The following is a 17,026-nucleotide window of genomic DNA, read 5'->3' on the forward strand; positions in this document are numbered from 1 at the left end:
CGCGAACGGCCTTGTCCCGGCGAGCAGTTCGCGGTACAGGTCCGAGACAGCGGCCGCGGTACGCCGTACGTCGTGCGCGTCGACGACGTGCCGGCGCCCCTCGTGGCCGAGGGACTCGCGCAGCAGCGGATCGAGCAGCAGGTGGACGACCGCCCCGGCCAGCGCAGCGGGGTCGTCGGGCGGGACCACGCAGCGGGGTGCGAGCGCGGACGGCATGCTCTCCCGGGCGCCGTCCACGTCGGTCACCACCACGGGCCGCCCGCAGGCCAACGCCTCCAGCGGGGCCAGCGCCATGCCCTCCCAGCGGGACGGCAGGACGACCAGGTCGGCGGCCTGGTACCAGGGCACGGCGTCGGCCACCGAGCCCGCGAACACCACCGACTCCGGTGCGCGGGAGCGCAGTTCCTCGCCGTCCGGACCGTCGCCGACCAGCGCGAGCCGGGCGCCGGGCAGCCGGCGCAGCACGGCGTCCCACGCCCGCAGGAGCACGTCCTGCCCCTTCTGCCGGCACAGCCGTCCCACGCACACCACCAGCGGCGCGGCCGGGTCGGCGTCCGGCAGCAGCGCGGCGCGCACGGTGTCCACCGGGGCCGGATGGAAGCGGTCCAGATCGATGCCGTTCGGTACGACGCTCCAGTGCCCGGCGATCCCGGCCCGCCGGCCCGTCGTACGCTCCGCCTCGCTCACGCACACCAGCCGGTGGGCCCAGCGTGCCCCGAGCCGCTCCCAGCGCAGGGCCAGGGCGGCGGTGGAGCCGCCGACCGCCTCGAAGGACCAGGCGTGCGGCTGGAACACGGTCGGGACGCGCCCCCGCACCGCGAGCCGCCCGGCCAGCCCGGCCTTGGCGCTGTGCGCGTGGACCAGGTCGGGCCGTACCGCCGTCAGCATCCGCCCGAGCCGCCGGACCTCTCCGGGGAGCGAGGGGCCCGGCGCCCGCGTCGCCTCCCACCGCCGTACGTCCGCGCCGAGGGACCTCAGGTCCCGGGCGAGGCCGCTCTCGGGACACGCGACGGTGACGCGCATCCCGGCGGCGAGCTGAGCCCGCGCCAGGTCCGTCACCACACGGGCGACTCCACCGTCCACTGGTTGGGTGAGGTGCAGGACCCGCGGTGCGAAGTCAGGTTCTGGCTGGTGCATCGCGCGGTTTCCTCGCTCACGGGCCGACGCCGGGGTACGGGCGAAAAAACGAGCTGGAAGGCCCGCTGGTCACCGCCTTTCTCGAAACCCGCGCGCGGTATCGAACAGGGCCGATCGGGTGCCGAGGGGTGGCCGTGCGCCGGAACGCGCGCCTCCGCGGACGGCCCGGCGCGCTGAGCGTGGGGTTCGCCGGAGCGGACGCCGGAATGGAAACGTCCGTTAACGCGCCGGCGGCTGGAAGGGCGCGGTGAATCACCCGAACGGCCGCACGTACGTACGTTCGATCGTCAAGCTCGCGCCTCTCTTGGTTCACCCCAACGGCGGCACAACTCCAGGGCGTGTCACGCGTTGACAGAGGGTCGGGCATCCCCGCCCGGGTGTTGTGATCGAAACCCCAAGGAGCACTTCTCCATGTCGCGTATCGCTAAGGGCCTGGCCCTGACCTCCGTTGCCGCCGCGGCCGTCGCCGGCGCCTCAGGGATCGCCGTCGCCGACAGCGGCGCGAACGCCGTCGCCGAGCACTCCCCGGGTGTGCTGTCGGGCAACGTCATCCAGGTCGCGCCCCACATCCCGCTCAACCTCTGCGGCAACACCATCGACGCCGGCGGCCTGCTGAACCCGGCGTTCGGCAACACCTGCGTCAACAGCGACTGACCTCACCTCGATCGAGGTCGTCCTCGACGTGGTCGTCTGCGGCCGCCCTTCCGTCGGAAGGGCGGCCGTTCGCGTTGCCGGGCCGCCCCCGCCGACACGAACGGCGATCGACCTGTTGCGGAGTGTGACCGCCCCTCTCACCGTGGAGGTGCGCCCCGTCGCACTTCGAAAGGAACCCCTCATGCGTGGTCTGCCCCCCGTACGGCGTATCGCGTCCTGCGCGCTCTGCGCCACCCTCGTTCTCGGCATCGCCGCTCCCACCGCCCTCGCGGTGGACGGGGAAGCGACCATTCAGCCCACCGCCGCGGCGCCCGCCGCCCCCGGCGTCGACGTGCTGCTCCGCCGGCTCGACGGCCCGGGCTCGCTGGGCGCCGTGCTCACGCCGGTCACCGGTCTGCTCACCTCCGCACTACCCTCCGAGCAGCGCCCGATGACACCTGATCAGGTCAAGCAACTGAGTGACGCGGTGCGGCAGGCGCTCGACATGATCACGGTGGCGAGCGACGGGACGACGTCGGCGACGACATCGACGTTCACGTCGGGATCGGCATCGACGTCGACGTCCACGTCGGTCGTCTCCGGGGGCGGCGCGGTGACGTCCTCCGTCGTGACGTCGTCGGGGGGCGCGGCTGCCGGCACGCCGTCCGCCGGCATGGCGACACCCGCGACGGGAACGGCCACTGCCGCGGTTCCCGGCCCGGCGGCCGGGCCCGCCGACAGCAGGGCCGACGCGCTGGCCGAGCTGCGGGCGGCGCTCGACGCGCTGCTCGCCGTGGTGACCCGTGGTGACGTCGCCCAGGTCGTGTCGGCGGCCACGGACGTGGTGAGCGGTCTGCTCGACCTGGTCACGGCCACCCTGCCCGACGACGAGCCCGTCGCCCCGACCCCGGCCGGCCTGGTGGAGCCGCCCGCCTTCCCGGCGGAGCCCCAGGCCGCCACCGAAGCGACCCCGGCCACCACGCCCACCGAAGGGGCCACTGCCACCGGTGTGATGACGCCGCCCGCACCACCCGCACCGCCCGCGCCCTCAGCCCTCCCGGCGGCCCCGCTCCTGCCGGCCGTCCCACCCGCGCGCCCGACGGAGGGGCTGCCCCCCAGGTGACGCCCGCCTGCCCGCACCCCCTTCACGGCGCGGGCAATTTACCCGGACGGGGTTTCCGCGGGCCGTGGGGATCGTTAGGCAGGGCGTCACATTCCTCCTGGTGACTGAAGTCGCCGCAGAAAGGAACCCGATGAAGTCCCTGAAGGCTGCCGCTGTCGTTGCCGGGTCGATGGTGATCGCCGGCGCCGCCGCCCCGGCGTTCGCCCACAGCACCGCCGACCTCACGCCCTCCAGCCTCAACGGCGCCGTGAACACGCTCACCAAGGGGCCCGTCGACGTGATGCCGCTGCAGCACCAGTCGAACGCGCTCAACACCGAGAACAAGGGTTCCGCGCTCAACACCGTCAAAGAGGCCACCGGCGCCCTCAACAGCACCCCGCTCCTCGGCGGACTGCCGCTGCAGGGCTGACCCGCCCGCACAGAGGCTTCCGCAGGGCCGGTCCCTTGACGTACGACGGCGTACGGGACCGGCCCTCGCCGTTGTTCGAGGCCAGTGCCGCACGCGTCCCCTCGTTCGTGTGGAGCACCCGTCCGGCGTCCTCCGCGCGGGTGAGAACCCGTCAGGCCGTATGCCGTCGCGCCTATATGGTCGCGCGATGACCTCAACCCCCAGCGCCACCCGCGCCGCCGACCTGGGCACCCTCGTCGTCGTCCCGTGGAGCGGCGAGGCCCCTGACGGCGGCGACATGCCGTACCTCCTCGCGTACTCCCTCGGGGACGCCGCGGACGGCCCCGAAGCCTCCACCGCCGCCATCGAGCACCTGCTGACCGAGAACAAGCTGCCCGTCGGCGGGGACCTCGTCGACGGCATGGCCAAGCCCAGCCTGGCGGCCGGTCTGCTCGTGGAGTCGGGCGCGGCCGTCCTCACCCTGGGGGGCCTCACCGCGCAGTGCGTGCCCCCGGCCGAGTGGCTCGCCGCCGCCGAAGCACGCGGCTACGCCTACCTTGTCGTCACCACCCGCCCCTGGCCCGAGGCCGCCCCCGGCACGTACATCGGGCCCGAGGCGCTGGCGGCGTTCGCGGGCGCCGAGGAGACCCTCACGGCGGCGGCGCACGTCATCCTGCCCGCCCGCCGCCTGCGGAGCTGAAGCCGCCGCGCCGGTCCGCGCGCGTGACCGAGCGGGTCCGGACGGCCTCCGTCCGGGCCCTGCCCGTGTCCGCGTCCCTCCTCCGGCCCTGCCCGCCGCCGTTCAACGTGACCCCGCGGCCCGTCGGCCGGTTAGCGCTGTGGACAACCGAACCGGACGAGGAGCAGGCCATGGTCAGCGTCGACGGAGTACCCGTGACGGCAGCGCCGGTGGGCGCGACAGGACCCGCGGCACGCGGCAGAACACGGCGGGACGTGGTGCGCGGGCTGCTCGGCGCGGCGGCGGCGCTCGCGCTCGCGCCGGTGGTCGCCGCCTCCCGGCCCGCACCCGGAACCGACCTTCCCGGGCCGGACACGGACACATCCTTCGACGAGACCTACCGGGGCCGGCGCCTGCAGGGCGTCCTCATGTCGTCGGGCCGCGCCGTCGGCGGCGAGCGCTGGAGCGTCACCGTCGACGGCCGCCCGCTGCACCTGATGCGCCGCGCCGACGGCACCTGGCTGAGCATGGTCGACCACTACGCCTCGTACGCCACCCCGCTGGAGGCGGCCCGCGCGGCGGTCGACGAGCTGGGCCCCGGGGAGAAGCTCCGCGACACCGGCACCGCAGCAGGGCACATCCACAGGGGGGAACACCATGGCGTACACCCGTAAGAACGTCAGCGCGCTCACCGCCGCCGAGCGCAGACGTTTCGTCAAGGCGCTGCTTGAGGTCAAACGACGCGGCGAGTACGACGAGTTCGTGCGGACGCACATCGAGTACTACGTCTCCGACGGCGAGGGCGGTCTGCGGACGGCCCACATGGCGCCCTCGTTCCTGCCCTGGCACCGGCAGTTCCTGCTGGACCTGGAGAAGGCGCTGCGCCGGGTCGACCCCTCGGTGACCATCCCGTACTGGGACTGGACCCGGGACCGCTCCGCGACCTCCGCGCCCTGGAGCGACGACCTGCTCGGCGGCAACGGGCGGCGCTCCGACCTCCAGGTGACGACCGGGCCGTTCGCGTACTCCACGGGAAACTGGACCATCAAGGACGGGGTGACCGACCGGCGGTTCCTCACCCGGGACCTGGGGCGCGCCCGCGACCCGATCGAGCTGCCCAGGAAGAGCGACCTGGACTGGGCGCTGGCCGACCCGGTCTACGACACCGCCCCGTGGGACTCCACGTCCCGCCGGGGCTTCCGCAACAAACTGGAGGGGTGGGGCAGCGGCGCCGGCAGCGCCGCCTGGCGCAACCACAACCGCGTGCACCGCTGGGTCGGCGGGGTGATGGTGGGCGGCGCCTCCGTCAACGACCCCGTCTTCTGGCTGCACCACGCCTTCATCGACCTGCTCTGGACGCGCTGGCAGCGACGTCACCGCGAGCACCGCTACCTGCCCGCGGAGCCGCCCGCGTCGGGCAGCAGGCAGTACCGGCGGGTCGTCGCCCGGCACGAGAAGCTGCCCCCGTGGGACGTGACCCCGGACCGGCTGGAGGACGTGAGCCGGATCTACCGGTACGTCTGAGACGGTCGGCGTCCGTCGGCAGGTCCGTGTCCGGCGGGCCTCCGGTCGACCGCCGTCGGCGGGTGCGGAGACGGGCGGAGCCCCGGCGCTCGAGGTGCCGGGGCTCCGTCGCGTGCTGCGCGCGGTACGGGTGTCAGTTGCCGTAGCCGTGGCCGCCGTTGTCGTGGTGGTGGCCCTTGTCGCTGTCGTCCTTGTCCCGGTCCGAGTCGTGGCCGTCGACGTTGGCGCAGGTGTTGCCGAAGGCCGGGTTGAGCAGCCCGCCGGCGCCGACGGTGTTCCCGCAGGCGTTGATCGGGAGGTGGAGCACACCCTGGACGACGTTGCCGGACAGGAAGCCCGGCGAGCCCACGGCCGCGGCTTGCGCGCCCGCGTCCGCCATGGCCAGGCCGGCGCCGCCGGCCACCATGGCGCCGGTGCCAAGGGCGACAGCGGCCGCCTTCGCGATGCGAGACATCACGTTCTCCTTAAACTCACTCGGTTCACGCGACAGCAGGACGTGCCGTCGCACTCCCCGTTCAACGCCGTGCGCCCGGGCAGGTCACGGCGTGACCGCTCGGATCACCCGTTGCGAACAGCGGTGAGCCCGCCGCCGTCAGCCGTGCTTGACGTGCTCGGTGACGAAGTCGGTGAGCGTGGCGATGGACTGGAGGCTGTCCAGGCTCAGGTCCAGCGCGGCGACGTCCACCCCGAAGCGGGTGTGGACCGCGCCCAGCAGGGTCACGCCGGCGAGCGAGGTGAGGCCGATCAGCGGCCCGAACAGCTCGGTGTCGGCGGGGAGCCGGTCGACCGCGGCGGGGTCGAGGCGGGCCGCCTCGGCGATCATCGAGCGGAGTTCCCGTTCCACCGCCGTCCGGTCCGGCGTCCGGTCCGTGGAGGAGGGGATGTGGGCGTCCGTCACGCTGGGGTGTCCTTTCGGGAGGCCGGGGCCGGGTGCGTCCGGGTGCTGACGTGCAGCCAGGCGGGGGACTGCGGGAGGTCGCCGTGCAGGGAGCGGCCGAGGACGGCGACGGCGTCCGCCGGCGTCCGCCCGGGGCGCGGGTCGTCGTCGACGCGCCGCATGCCCGCCTGGCGGAGCAGCATCCGCATCTCCAGGTTGGCGTCGGTCGGCCGCAGGACGACCCGGAACTCCCGCGCGCCGGCCTCCCGCGCCCGCTCCATCAGCCAGAACAGGAAGGCCGCTGCGGCGCCCCGCCCGGCGACCCGGCAGGACAGGGCGAGCAGCGGGACCGACCAGAGGTCCGGGCCGGTCCGGTCCACCAGGGCCGCGCCGATGATGCCGTACTCGCCGAAACGGTCGGCCATCCGGGCGGTGTACAGCTCGTGCCCCTCCTCGGAGGCCAGACCGCTCAGCCGCCGCGGGCTGAGCCCCGAGGAGTTGAGACGGTGGGTGCGGGCGGCGAGCTCCAGTGCGCGGGGTACCTCGTCGGGTTCGGCGACGCCGACGGTGAGCCGCATCCCGCACCAGCGCAGGAACTCCTCCCGGGTGCCCTGGAAACGCTCGCCCTCCGCCCGGCGGGTCTCCTCCGTGCGGTAACGGCGCACCCGTTCCCGCGACTCGGGGGTGACCTCCCGGCCCTCGAACGCCGCCAGCAGGGCGGGCACGTCCTCGGGCGCGAGGGTGCGCACCCCCGGCAGCAGCGCTTCCACCTCGGCGCGCTCGTACGGGGAGTCGTCGACGAGGACGAGCGCCTCGACCGCGATCCCCAGGTCCTTGGCGATCCTGCGCAGCGACTCGCTCTTGTCCTGCCAGGACACCTGCGGCGCGAGGAAACGGTCGCGCAGCTCCGGTACGGCGTTCAGCCGGTCCAGGACCGCGGGCGCGCTGCGGCTCGCGAGGCTGCTGAGCACCCCGTGGCCCGCCAGCGCATCGATCGCGGCGAGCATCCGGGCCCGGGGCACGGGCAGTTCGTCGGTGGGCGCCTCGACCGCGATCTCGTCCCACAGGGTGCCGTCCAGGTCCCAGACGATGCACTTGATCCCGTCGGGGTCGTAGCCGCTCGCCCCGCTCATCGGGCGCTCTCCTCCGCGAGACGCAGCTTCATGGTCAGGGTGGCCGGGTCGAAGCCGAACTTGCGGTAGACGGTGCGCATCGGGACGTTGCCGACGTGGACACGCCCGACGACCTCCGTGATGCCGTTCGCCACGCAGAACTCCAGGCCCGCGGTGAGCAGCAGCTCGGCCACGTCGGCGCGGTTGTCGAGCGGGGCCACGGCGAGGGAGCGGAAGTTGGCGTAACGGTCGCCGGTCATCGCGTTCTGGTTGATGCTCACCCAGCACCAGCCGACCGCCGGCTCGCCCGGCCGGTGGGCGACGATCATGCCTTCCTTCGACTTCTCCATGGCCCGGCCCAGCCGGGACGCCCAGCGGCCGGGGTCGTCGACGGCGTCCTCGCCGAAGGAGACGCGGGCGATCTCGGCCTCGAACTCGCCGATGGCGGGCAGGTCGCGCTCGTCGGCCTGACGGGTGAGGTAGGGCTGCGCCCGCTCGGCGAGGGCGGCGCGGGCCTCGGGGGCCGGAGGGTGCCAGGCGGGGCGGGGAGAGGTGGGTGTGGGCGTGGCGGTGGGGCTCGGGGCGGTGGCTGCGGCTCGGGTCGGGGCCGGGTCCTCGGCCGCGGGCTGCCCGCTGGGAGCCGTCGCCGGGGACGCGGCGGGGTCCGCCGCCGGTGTCTCCTCCTCCACCGAGACCAGTCGGCCCGGCCGGAACGGGCCCTTGCCGCACCGGGGGCAGCCGTCGGCGCGCAGGGCGGCGACGGAGGTCCAGCGGGCGCCGGGCCCGACGCGCAGCTCGGCGGCGCAGGCCACGCACGTGTACTCGCGCTGCCGGGTCCGCTTGTCGCCGGTGTAGAGGGGGCCGCCGTAGTCGCCCTGGCGGGAGGCGGTCGAGGTGGTGGTGAGCAGGTGCTGGAAGAAGCCGACCCCGCCGAGGATGCCGCTGCCCTCGTACTCGTTGAAGTTGCGGATGTAGCCGTTGGTGACCAGGCCGAGCGCCATGATCTCCCGCTGGACCTCCAGCATCTCGTCGGGGCTCTTGCCACCGAAGGAGAAGAAGACGCTGTGCGCCGGGCCGGGCCGCAGGCCCTCCACGGCGCGCGACAGGAACAGCCGGGCGCCCTCCGGGGTGTACGGCGGGTCGGTCATCGCCACGTCGAAACCGCCGTGCAGGTCGGCGGGCAGCGGCCGGCGCAGGTCGTGCTCGACGGTCTCGACGCGGGTGCCGAGACCGGCGGACACCTTCTGGACGTAGGCCAGGATCTCGGGGGAGATGTCGACGACGGTCACCCGCTCGACGATCGGCCCGCCGAGGACGTCCCCCACCACGGCGACGGCCAGGGAGATCAGGTCGTCGTCGCCGATCAGCAGCAGCGAGCCGCCCGGCAGCGCGCCCGCCGTGAGCAGCGCGAGCACCCGGCGCACCTTGGTTTCGGGCGTGCAGTGGGACTGGTCGATCGCCATGTCTGCGGCCGGCCCGGTCTCCATGATCGCGCGCAGCCGCCGCACCGCCTCGTCCAGCACCTCCGGGACGACCAGTTCACGGCCGTCGCAGGTGGTGCAGGTGGCGTCGAGGGTGAGGTCCATCCCGAGCCGGGCGACGAGGTCGAGGCCGGCCGGGGTGAGCCGCGAGGGGCGTTGCTCGGTCAGCAGGCCCCGGCGGCGCAGCTCGTTGCCCAGGGCGGCCACGATGGGCACGGGCAGGCCGGTCGCGCGGCTGATGTCCTTCGTGGAGGCGGGAGCCAGGCGGCGCAGGGCCCGCAGGACGGACCGCACTCCGGGCGGGCCCTCCTGCAGCCTGACGGCGTCCGCGACTTCCGTGAGCACTTGATCGACGGTCGTACTCCGACGGTGTCGAGGCGCGTTTTTCACAATGCTGCTCCGGGCGGGCTGTATGGAATCCAGATGTAACGAGTATACGGGCTGCCCACGGGCCTCCCCGACCGGTCGATAAAACAGAAAGAGAAGAAGGGGAACGGAAATGCCGCGAGATCGAATCCGATACCGCCCCGCAAGGCGAATCACGGGAATTCCGAAGCGTGCGCGAGAGGGGGGCGGGCGGGCAATGGCGCCGACTACGCGCGAGCCGTGGAGCGCCCCGGATGCTAGGCTGGGCGACGCCGAGTGCCGGATATCGGCCTCGCGACCTTCCGCTAAGGCCACACGGACCAGCGCAGATCTATATGAAAGGAGACGGGGGCGGCGGTTCGCCTTCCCTGATTCCCCATGACTGACACCGCCAACCTCGCCACCGAGGGCATAAACGTCGACGATTTGTGCTCGTACGCCGTCGACGTGTGGGTGAGCGACCACAGCATCCTCACCGATGAACAGCGCCTCCTCAAGGTGTTGCGCACGGCCGCCGAAAAGGGAAACGCACAGGTTCTCGGAGAGGCCTCGCATGTTTTCCCGAACGGTGCGGTCACCGCTATTCTGCTGCTTTCCGCCTCGCATCTGAGCATTCACACCTGGCCGGAATTCAGCCTGGCCAACGTCGACCTGCTCGCCTACGGCCGCCTGAACGGCGAGCGGATGATGCAGAGCGTGGAACTCGGCCTCTCCCCGACGAAAATCAACGTGACGCGCATGCTGCGCGCGGTGCACTGAGTTCTTTTCCCGAACGAAGAGGCGCGGGCCGGGTCGGCGGTGACGGAGTGCCCGGTGAGGTGAGCGTCGGGGTGTGGTGGGCGAGCCTGCGGGACGCCCGGGCGGCGGCCCCGCTCACAGCGCTGCTCGACCCCGTCGAGCGTGCCCGGCACGAGGCGATCGCCCGGGCCGACGACCGGGGCCGGTTCCTGCTCGGCTGCGCCCTCAGCCGTATCGCCCTGGGGGAGCTGCTCGGCGTGTCGCCGGCCGAGGTCCCGCTGCGCCGCGTGTGCCCGCGCTGCGGCGGCCCGCACGGCAAGCCCCGGCTCGCGGCGCCGCACGGCTCCCCGTTCGCCGACGTCGACTTCTCCGTGACGCACAGCGGTGACGTCGTGGGCGTGGCCGTCGCGCGTGGCGCGAACGTGGGACTCGACGTGGAGGAGACCGGGAGCGGCGCCGCGCTCGACGTCGACACGGTGGCGCCCGTGGCGCTGACCGACGCCGAGCTCGCCGCCCTGAACGCCCACCCGCCCGCCGAGCGGGCGTCGGCCTTCCTGCGGGTGTGGACGCGCAAGGAGGCCGTACTGAAGGCCCTCGGCGTGGGCCTGACCGTACCGCTGCGCCGCCTGGAGGTGTCGGCACCCCCACTCCCCCCGAAGGTCCTGTCCTGGCCGGACCAGCGGACCGCGCCACAAGCCATGGCGATGGCCGACGTGGACGTGGTGACGGGGTCGAGGCGCCTTCCGGCGACAGCGACGGCAGCCGCGACCGGGGCGACCGCCCTACGCCTCCACCACCACGACGGCACGGCAGCAGTGACGGCGTACGCCACCTCGCCACCACCCCCCTGACGGACCGCGTCCCGTATCGGGCCCAAGTGCCGACCAGCCGGCGGCGCGAGCCGTCAGCCCGGTAGGCACTGGTGCGGCGGGAAGTGGCTTCGACGACGCGTGCTCCGGCCAGCAAGACGCCCTCCCGTGAGGAGGGCGGAGACTTACGCCCCCGGCAGGACTCGAAATCTGCGGCCAAGCGCTTGGTAGGCGCTTGGCGCGTTCGCCTGGGAGCGGTCGCTGACCTGGGCAGTGAACCCTTCCGCCGGCAGCCCGTCACCTGCCGTCGACATGCATTCGACAGGACCCGGAGCTGGCCTACGGCCGCCGGTAGGCCGTCTGGTCGACACCCGCTTCCGGCTTCCTGCTGAAGGATACGTACGCGGGGTACTCAGGGTCTCCAACCTGCATGAGGGCGAAGAGGTCAAGGTCATGGTTCGCGAACCTGTGGAGGTACTGGAGGAACAACTCCAACTCCTCGTCCGACAACTGCTCATCGTGCCGCTCATTGCGCATGGCGTGACGATACGAGCCGACGGGCCACAACCTTGACGTGGAGGTGTCTCGCCAGCGGTTGCTGGGGATCTCATGGACGGTCTCGCGGTGCGCGGGGCGGGCACCACGATGTCCGCCGTCCCCACGGGCCGCCCCTGGTCGCTGTAGTACGTCCGCCGGATGTGGGTGACGAGTGCGGCCTTCTGGATGCCCAGCAGCGACGCCCACCATCACCGCTCATCCTGCCCGGCCGCTGCCGAATGCCTGGCCGACGCGATCGGCGCCGTCGGTCCGCTGCACGAGCAAGGGTGCCGTGCGGACTAAGTCGGCGTACCCCCGAGCGTCGGCATGACGCCGAGCTGCTGGAGGAAGCCGAGAAGGTCCTTGTCCGACCACTTCTCCGCGAGCCTGCCGTTTTCGACGCGGTGAATCACCGTCGCCGTCATCGTGAGCTGATGTCCGGTCGCCGGAATGCCGGGCAGGTCCCTTTCGTGCACTCCACGGGCCGTCAGCCGGGTGACCACTTTGTCGCCTTCCGCGATCTGGTCCTCGATCTCATGGATCCCGGGAGTGGCCTCCCAGAAGAGGCGGAACGCTTGCTTGAGCCCTTCGCGACCGGATCCGAGCCCTGGGAACGGGGGCGGGGAGTGGTCTTGGTAGTCCTCGGCCACGAGTTCGTCCATGGCCTCCACGTTGCCCTTGTCGATCTCCGCGTAGAAACGGCGAACCAACCTTTTGTTCTCTTCGCTCGACATGGGAGACCCCTCTGTGCGCGTTTCGTACTGCAGGAACCGGTCTGCACGACCGGAAGCATGACCCGCCCCGGCATGGGGCCACGCCTGCGCCTCGCTGGGTTTCCGGGTGCATCACCCGGAAGCATCCATGCGACCCGCCCCGGCACGTCTTCGATTCGCCCCCGGGGAGGCGGGTGTACGACAACTGGCGTCTCACGAGGTGGCTCAATGACGGGATCCCGCCCGCGCAGGTCGCCGAACGGGCCGGAAACAGCGTGCCGGTCCTGCTGGCCACAGCCGGACAGCCCCGGAACTCCCCATGATCGTCGGGGAGTGTCCGGGGCTTTGGCGCGGTGAGTGAAACGTGCTCTGACCAGCAAAAAGCCCTCCCCGAGGGGAGGGCGGAGACTTGCGCCCCGTGTGCAGGTGGACGTCAGCGGAACAGTTGCGGCACCGAGCAGGCCTCCAGTGGCTCCTCAGGCCGGTCGGCCCAGCCCCACCAGACATGCCGACCGGCACACCTCCACAGCGACCGGCAGGCCCGTCGGGCGTCGTCCTCCCGCCTGGACAGTACGAAGCCGCCGGACTCCATGGGCTGGCCGCACTCAGGACAGGCCGGGGCGTCGTTGGTCATGTGCGGACCCTAGCGTCGTCGGCTATCAGTTGATCGGGATCTCATAGACGATCTCGCGGTGAGCGGCGGGCACCACGATGTCCGCCGTCTCCACGGGCCGCCCCTGGTCGCTGTAGTACGTCCGCCGGATGTGCGTGACGAGAGCGGCCTTCTGGATGCCCAGGAGTGACGCCTCCTCGGCGGTCGCCTGCCGCGGCTCCGGCTGCTCCACGGCGTGGCCGACGGTGATGCCGATCGCGGCCATGCGGTTCCCGACCCCCGCTCCGGCGTGCGGCCCTCCCCCGGGGAGGACGACGAGAGTGCCGGCCGTGAGGTCGTACGGCTCCCAACTCGTCGACAACTGCGCGGGCCTGCCGTCGGCCAGGAACTCGTACGTCGTACGGACGCACAGCTCGCCCTCGTCGATGCCGAGCCGTGCCGCGATCTCCGCCGGCGCCGGCACCTTGGCGTCGGTCCGGCTCTCCCAGTCCCCTTGCCTCCCGACGGCCTTCATGTCCGCGCGGAAGGGCGAGCCGTTGGGCTGCTCGCGCGCCGAGGAACGGACCACCCGCACGCGCTGCCGAAATACGCCTTGTCCGCGCGGAGTTCGACGGGCCGACGCCGTCGCGGCCCGCGGCGGGAGCGGACGGCGGGTATACCGCGGAATAGCGGGCTTCAGAGCCAGGCTGTCGTGGGTGTTCGCACCGGACACCGCGACGGCCAGCGGGATGCCCTGGGCCTCGGACGGCACATGCAGCTTGCTGCCCTTCTTGCCGCGATCGACCAGGTTCGGCCCGGTCAGCGTGCCCCCCTTTTGGCCCGGACCGAGGCGGCATCGACGATCGCCGAGGCCCAGCCCAGCTCGCCCCGCGCACCGAGTTCGTCCAGGACCGCCCGGTGGAGCCGACGCCACCGTCCCGCCGGGGTCCACGCGGTGAACCGGCGATGCGCGGTCGCAGGCGAGACGCCGAACGTCTCCGGCAGATGCCGCCAGGCGCACCCGCTGGTCAGCACATACACGACCGCCGTGAACACGGCCCGCTCGTCACACGGAGCGGTCCCGCCGCCCTGCGGACGGGAGTTGAACGACGGCAGCAACGGTGCGCCCAGCTCCCACAGACCGTCAGGAGCCAGCCGCTGCGACAGATCGACACCCACAAGCAGCAATGATGCCGCAGCTCACCACACGAGCACGTGAGGCATCCTCTTTACAGCAAAGCATTCTTTCACTCCGGCCGACGCCGGCGTATCACTTCACGGGCACTTTCATTCTGAACAGTTTCTCTGCATTTCGGAATGCAATCTTTTCCTTCTCTTCGCGTGGCAAATCGACTCCGCGGAACCAGTCGGTCTGCTCTTTTATGTCCGCGAACGGGTAGTCGGTTGCGAACATCACTCGATCCACGCTGATGTACTTCAGCAGGAGATCGAGCAGTTCGGTCTGGGGGAATGCGCTGGTTGTGACCCAGAAGTTGTCCTGGAAGTATTGCCCGATGGGCTTCTCGAGCGAGTCTTTGGTCGGCTCGCCCATGTCATTGACGATCCGCTCGTAGTAGAAGGGAAGACCTTCGCCCATGTGGCCGATGATGATTTTCAGTTTGGGGAATCTGTCGAAAACCCCGTACGCGATCATCCGAATGCACTGGGTCAGCACCTCCTGGTGCCAGCCATATCCAGACCCACTGAAAATGTAGTCTTGGTGCTCTTCCGTGTATTTAGACCGTGTGGTGCTGTAGTAGATCTTGAAGACCTCGTCAGCCGGATAGCCGGGATGCAGGTAGATCGGCACATCGAGAGCAACGGCACGTGCCAGCACAGGCTCGAAATCGGGATGATCGAGATACTTCTTCGCGATGTGGCCGTTGGTCAGTGCGCCCAGGAAGCCATCTTCCCGAACCGAGCGTTCCAATTCGTCCGCCGCCGCCTCCGGGCTCTGCAAGGGCAAGGTGGCGAAAGCCTTGAAGCGGTCCGGATGTTTGGCGATCGGCCCGTCTGCAAGTTGCCGGTTAAGGCGATAGGCAAGGTCGACGCCCCTCTGCCCAGGGACGTTTTGTACGGAGGGTGTATGAGCAGAGAGGATTTGAACGTTGAGTCCCCCCGCATCCATATCGCCGATGCGGCGTTGGCCTAGATCCGAAAGGCCAATTTCCTCAAGGAACGCTATGTGATCCTGATTGATGGAGTTCAGCTTCAACAACGTGGGAGTCGAAAAGGTCTCCTCCGCGCCGATGAAGGGCAGGTCCTGGTCCCGCCGTAAAATGTCCGAAGCCTTGTCCGAAGTCTCGTTCTCGCTCGCTTCCGAGAGAATGGCGTGCGTGGACAAGCCGGCACCAATGCCGAGTGCCGTGCTGGCGGCGAGAAAGCCGCGGCGTCCCATGGGCTTCATGTCAGTGCCTCTCTTCAGGCGTTTGTGTGGTGAGGTATCCGTACGGCATCCGTCTGCGAGATGCGTCAGGGGGTCTTCGCGTCCTGCTCGCGCACCGCGGCAGCGCTCAGGTCGAGGAACCGCTCGCCGGTGCGCAGCGGCTGTGGTGGAGCTGACGACCGTCCGCGTGCGCACTGTGCGGGCCGGCCGCGGCGGGCCCCACACTGTTGTCGGCGTGTGACCCCGCATGAGGCGACAGGGAACGCCGTCGCCAGCGCCCTGGCGGCCACCCCGAACCTCCGCAGTGGACTACCAAGTTCCGGCATGGCCCCAACGCTAGGCCCGATTCCGTTCTGTTTCGTCATACTGCGGTCGTCATCCCGCGGGAGACAGGCGGTACGACGTTACTCCGACGGGAGTACTCTCCGGAGCGCCGTTCGACACCCGCACGAAAATCAAGGCCCGTTCCAACTGGGCCCGAAGTCCAGGGGCTGCCGGAAGAGTTCAAGTCCAGTGAGACGGTCGTGACACTATGAGGTTTGTGGTGCGGGTGCCCTGCGCTTTCCCCGATGGTGCTGCGTCGACTGCCATCACTAGCCTTCTGCATACGGGTTGCATCGCTTATCCGCATGCCTACTTCTTACCGAGCGAACCTGAGGCGAACGTTGAAGACGTGCTGGCGGCGGATCAAGCGGTGGATCGGCGTCGGGGTGTTAGACGATCCGCATGGGATCCTGCTTGCCCAGCTGAACGCGGCAAACGAGATCGACTGGTCCCGGGCGGTGATCGACGGCAGCCACATCGACACGAAAAAGGGGGTCCCGGACCTTGAGTTCGCCCCCATTTCCAGCCCCCACGTGAGCGGAGTCGAGGACCACGCGCGAGACGTCGATGAGGCCGGCGTCATCGAGTCGGTGCAGCACCGCCTCGTGCGGCCGGCCCCACACCCCGGCCCGCGACCAGAAACAGGAACCGGCGGTGCGCGGTCGACTTCGATAAGCGCAGAAAGCCGTTCCAGCAGTCGCTGCGCGGCTTCGACGCTGCGTTGCTGCGTCCATTGTCGGCGGACTGACGCGCTGTTGGCGGCTTCTTGAGAAGCGGCGAGTTCAGCTTGGGCCTCGATGGCCCTAGCGGTTTGCCGGCGTGCGACGTGCACCGTGATGGCGCCGCGGCCAAGGTCCCTATGAGTGCACACTGGCTGTCTGGCCCGCTGGATCTCCCCAGCTGCTCATGTTTGCAATCTTGGGCTTACTACGTGTGACTCAAACACGTGCCACCGACGTAGGGGGCCTGGGCAGGACGAGGGCTCGCCGTGGCAACGGACGCTCTCAGCTTGGGAAGCCGCGAGCCTTTGGGGCCCGGCTTCCGCGCTGACCTGGATGAACGCCGTCGGCGTTCGGAATCAGCCCGGGGCCTGTGCACGTATCTCAAAGGTGCTGCTTTGCTGAGCCGACGAGTCGGCTGATGTTGTCACGGGTCCGTGCTCTCAGCTCGTCCAGCTCAGCCCTGGCGTCCGCTTTGGGCAGCTCCGTGATGTCCGCAAGCACGTCTTCCGCGGTCCGGCTCAGCCGGTCGTCATCCGTCAGCATCTGCACCCGGAAGAGGGCCTCCTGGGCGCTGGAGCGCAAGTCGTAGGCGCGGATGCGCACCGCGTCGGGGTCCTCCGGTGGTGGCTGCTCATGCTCACAGAACCACAGATGAACCAGGCAGCGGCGATAGTTGACCAGCGCGCCGGCGTAGGCGGAGTAGGCATCGAGTCGCTCCTGCCGAAGCTTCTCGCGGCGGGTGAACTGATGGCTCCTGTCGGTGGTGCGCTGCTGAAACGCCAGAGTGATCCCCGACCCAAGCAGGGTGCCGAGAACGGCTATGGCGCTGGCGATGATGGACTCCACGCCTCAAGCTGATCACGTCTCGCCGCCATGGGCGGCCGC

General features: G+C 70.7%; 17 protein-coding genes and 4 pseudogenes. 8 read left to right on the plus strand and 13 right to left on the minus strand.

Features of this window, described 5'->3' with window-relative positions; translation table 11 throughout:
• Positions 1 to 6: 6 nt before the first annotated feature.
• Positions 7 to 1,137 (minus strand): annotated as a pseudogene (locus EV567_RS01355) (glycosyltransferase); the annotation flags it as partial.
• 411 nt (positions 1,138 to 1,548) lie between these two features.
• Between EV567_RS01355 and EV567_RS01360 the strand changes: the two are divergent.
• From EV567_RS01360 to EV567_RS01385, 6 genes are all read left to right on the plus strand, one after another.
• Entirely contained in the window at positions 1,549 to 1,791 is a 243-nt protein-coding gene (locus EV567_RS01360; protein WP_130436708.1) for a chaplin, read from the plus strand.
• Between the two features lie 181 nt (positions 1,792 to 1,972).
• The gene (locus EV567_RS01365; RefSeq protein ID WP_130436709.1) at positions 1,973 to 2,893 is read left to right on the plus strand and encodes a hypothetical protein; all 921 of its coding nucleotides are present in this window, start codon (positions 1,973 to 1,975) and stop codon (positions 2,891 to 2,893) included.
• A gap of 130 nt (positions 2,894 to 3,023) precedes the next feature.
• Positions 3,024 to 3,302 (plus strand): hypothetical protein, encoded by a 279-nt coding sequence (locus EV567_RS01370; protein ID WP_130436710.1) that lies wholly within the window; start codon positions 3,024 to 3,026, stop codon positions 3,300 to 3,302.
• A 187-nt stretch (positions 3,303 to 3,489) separates the two neighbouring features.
• Entirely contained in the window at positions 3,490 to 3,981 is a 492-nt protein-coding gene (locus EV567_RS01375; RefSeq protein ID WP_130436711.1) for a DUF5949 family protein, read from the plus strand.
• 170 nt (positions 3,982 to 4,151) lie between these two features.
• Positions 4,152 to 4,634 carry a tyrosinase cofactor gene (locus tag EV567_RS01380; RefSeq protein ID WP_130436712.1) on the plus strand — a complete coding sequence of 161 codons (483 nt, stop codon included), beginning with the start codon at positions 4,152 to 4,154 and terminating at the stop codon, positions 4,632 to 4,634.
• Entirely contained in the window at positions 4,618 to 5,484 is an 867-nt protein-coding gene (locus EV567_RS01385; protein WP_130436713.1) for a tyrosinase family protein, read from the plus strand. The genes EV567_RS01380 and EV567_RS01385 overlap by 17 nt, the downstream gene beginning before the upstream one ends.
• Positions 5,485 to 5,617: 133 nt before the next feature.
• On the opposite strand, the gene EV567_RS01390 is transcribed toward EV567_RS01385, so the two are convergent.
• The 4 genes from EV567_RS01390 to EV567_RS01405 all read right to left on the minus strand — a co-directional run bounded on the left by EV567_RS01390 (position 5,618) and on the right by EV567_RS01405 (position 9,299).
• Positions 5,618 to 5,938, minus strand: a complete 321-nt coding sequence (locus tag EV567_RS01390) for a chaplin (RefSeq protein WP_130436714.1) — start codon at positions 5,936 to 5,938, stop codon at positions 5,618 to 5,620.
• A gap of 138 nt (positions 5,939 to 6,076) precedes the next feature.
• Positions 6,077 to 6,382, minus strand: coding sequence for an acyl carrier protein (locus tag EV567_RS01395; RefSeq protein WP_242620640.1), 306 nt, complete (start codon positions 6,380 to 6,382; stop codon positions 6,077 to 6,079).
• A complete protein-coding gene (locus tag EV567_RS01400) occupies positions 6,379 to 7,494 on the minus strand; it encodes an HAD-IIIC family phosphatase (protein WP_130436715.1) in 1,116 nt (371 codons plus the stop codon). The genes EV567_RS01395 and EV567_RS01400 overlap by 4 nt, the downstream gene beginning before the upstream one ends.
• On the minus strand, positions 7,491 to 9,299 hold the full coding sequence (locus tag EV567_RS01405) for a GNAT family N-acetyltransferase (RefSeq protein WP_130436716.1): 1,809 nt from the start codon (positions 9,297 to 9,299) through the stop codon (positions 7,491 to 7,493). The genes EV567_RS01400 and EV567_RS01405 overlap by 4 nt, the downstream gene beginning before the upstream one ends.
• 399 nt (positions 9,300 to 9,698) lie before the next feature.
• On the opposite strand from EV567_RS01405, the gene EV567_RS01410 reads away from it, so the two are divergent.
• Both EV567_RS01410 and EV567_RS01415 read left to right on the plus strand, forming a co-directional pair.
• Positions 9,699 to 10,079 (plus strand): S-adenosylmethionine decarboxylase family protein, encoded by a 381-nt coding sequence (locus EV567_RS01410; protein WP_130436717.1) that lies wholly within the window; start codon positions 9,699 to 9,701, stop codon positions 10,077 to 10,079.
• Between the two features lie 59 nt (positions 10,080 to 10,138).
• Positions 10,139 to 10,909 (plus strand): 4'-phosphopantetheinyl transferase superfamily protein, encoded by a 771-nt coding sequence (locus tag EV567_RS01415; RefSeq protein ID WP_130436718.1) that lies wholly within the window; start codon positions 10,139 to 10,141, stop codon positions 10,907 to 10,909.
• Between the two features lie 297 nt (positions 10,910 to 11,206).
• Here EV567_RS01415 and EV567_RS01420 read toward each other — a convergent pair whose 3' ends face one another.
• The 8 genes and pseudogenes from EV567_RS01420 to EV567_RS01460 form a co-directional block, all read right to left on the minus strand.
• Positions 11,207 to 11,404 (minus strand): hypothetical protein, encoded by a 198-nt coding sequence (locus tag EV567_RS01420; protein ID WP_130436719.1) that lies wholly within the window; start codon positions 11,402 to 11,404, stop codon positions 11,207 to 11,209.
• Positions 11,405 to 11,458: 54 nt separating this feature from the next.
• Positions 11,459 to 11,607 (minus strand): annotated as a pseudogene (locus tag EV567_RS01425) (GntR family transcriptional regulator); the annotation flags it as partial.
• Positions 11,608 to 11,703: 96 nt separating this feature from the next.
• Positions 11,704 to 12,138, minus strand: a complete 435-nt coding sequence (locus EV567_RS01430) for an ester cyclase (protein WP_130436720.1) — start codon at positions 12,136 to 12,138, stop codon at positions 11,704 to 11,706.
• 638 nt (positions 12,139 to 12,776) lie between these two features.
• A pseudogene (locus tag EV567_RS01440) lies at positions 12,777 to 13,313 on the minus strand (UTRA domain-containing protein); the annotation flags it as partial.
• 215 nt (positions 13,314 to 13,528) lie between these two features.
• Complete coding sequence (locus tag EV567_RS01445; RefSeq protein WP_165430283.1) at positions 13,529 to 13,888, minus strand: transposase; 360 nt, start codon at positions 13,886 to 13,888, stop codon at positions 13,529 to 13,531.
• A 91-nt stretch (positions 13,889 to 13,979) separates the two neighbouring features.
• The gene (locus EV567_RS01450; protein WP_165430284.1) at positions 13,980 to 15,116 is read right to left on the minus strand and encodes an amidohydrolase family protein; all 1,137 of its coding nucleotides are present in this window, start codon (positions 15,114 to 15,116) and stop codon (positions 13,980 to 13,982) included.
• Between the two features lie 785 nt (positions 15,117 to 15,901).
• Positions 15,902 to 16,094 (minus strand): annotated as a pseudogene (locus EV567_RS28550) (IS5/IS1182 family transposase); the annotation flags it as partial.
• Positions 16,095 to 16,522: 428 nt separating this feature from the next.
• Positions 16,523 to 16,987, minus strand: a complete 465-nt coding sequence (locus EV567_RS01460; protein ID WP_130436723.1) for a hypothetical protein — start codon at positions 16,985 to 16,987, stop codon at positions 16,523 to 16,525.
• Between the last annotated feature and the right edge of the window lie 39 nt (positions 16,988 to 17,026).

This window comes from Streptomyces sp. BK239 (assembly GCF_004217285.1).
Classification (GTDB): Bacteria; Actinomycetota; Actinomycetes; order Streptomycetales; family Streptomycetaceae; genus Streptomyces.

What these genes read in the sequence shown, in the direction of transcription:
- EV567_RS01360 (WP_130436708.1), top strand. Translation starts at nt 1,549, where the DNA reads ATGTCGCGTATCGCTAAGGGCCTGGCCCTGACCTCCGTTGCCGCCGCG.
- EV567_RS01365 (WP_130436709.1), top strand. Translation starts at nt 1,973, where the DNA reads ATGCGTGGTCTGCCCCCCGTACGGCGTATCGCGTCCTGCGCGCTCTGC.
- EV567_RS01370 (WP_130436710.1), top strand. Translation starts at nt 3,024, where the DNA reads ATGAAGTCCCTGAAGGCTGCCGCTGTCGTTGCCGGGTCGATGGTGATC.
- EV567_RS01375 (WP_130436711.1), top strand. Translation starts at nt 3,490, where the DNA reads ATGACCTCAACCCCCAGCGCCACCCGCGCCGCCGACCTGGGCACCCTC.
- EV567_RS01380 (WP_130436712.1), top strand. Translation starts at nt 4,152, where the DNA reads ATGGTCAGCGTCGACGGAGTACCCGTGACGGCAGCGCCGGTGGGCGCG.
- EV567_RS01385 (WP_130436713.1), top strand. Translation starts at nt 4,618, where the DNA reads ATGGCGTACACCCGTAAGAACGTCAGCGCGCTCACCGCCGCCGAGCGC.
- EV567_RS01390 (WP_130436714.1), bottom strand. Translation starts at nt 5,938, where the DNA reads ATGTCTCGCATCGCGAAGGCGGCCGCTGTCGCCCTTGGCACCGGCGCC.
- EV567_RS01400 (WP_130436715.1), bottom strand. Translation starts at nt 7,494, where the DNA reads ATGAGCGGGGCGAGCGGCTACGACCCCGACGGGATCAAGTGCATCGTC.
- EV567_RS01410 (WP_130436717.1), top strand. Translation starts at nt 9,699, where the DNA reads ATGACTGACACCGCCAACCTCGCCACCGAGGGCATAAACGTCGACGAT.
- EV567_RS01420 (WP_130436719.1), bottom strand. Translation starts at nt 11,404, where the DNA reads ATGCGCAATGAGCGGCACGATGAGCAGTTGTCGGACGAGGAGTTGGAG.
- EV567_RS01430 (WP_130436720.1), bottom strand. Translation starts at nt 12,138, where the DNA reads ATGTCGAGCGAAGAGAACAAAAGGTTGGTTCGCCGTTTCTACGCGGAG.
- EV567_RS01450 (WP_165430284.1), bottom strand. Translation starts at nt 15,116, where the DNA reads ATGAAGCCCATGGGACGCCGCGGCTTTCTCGCCGCCAGCACGGCACTC.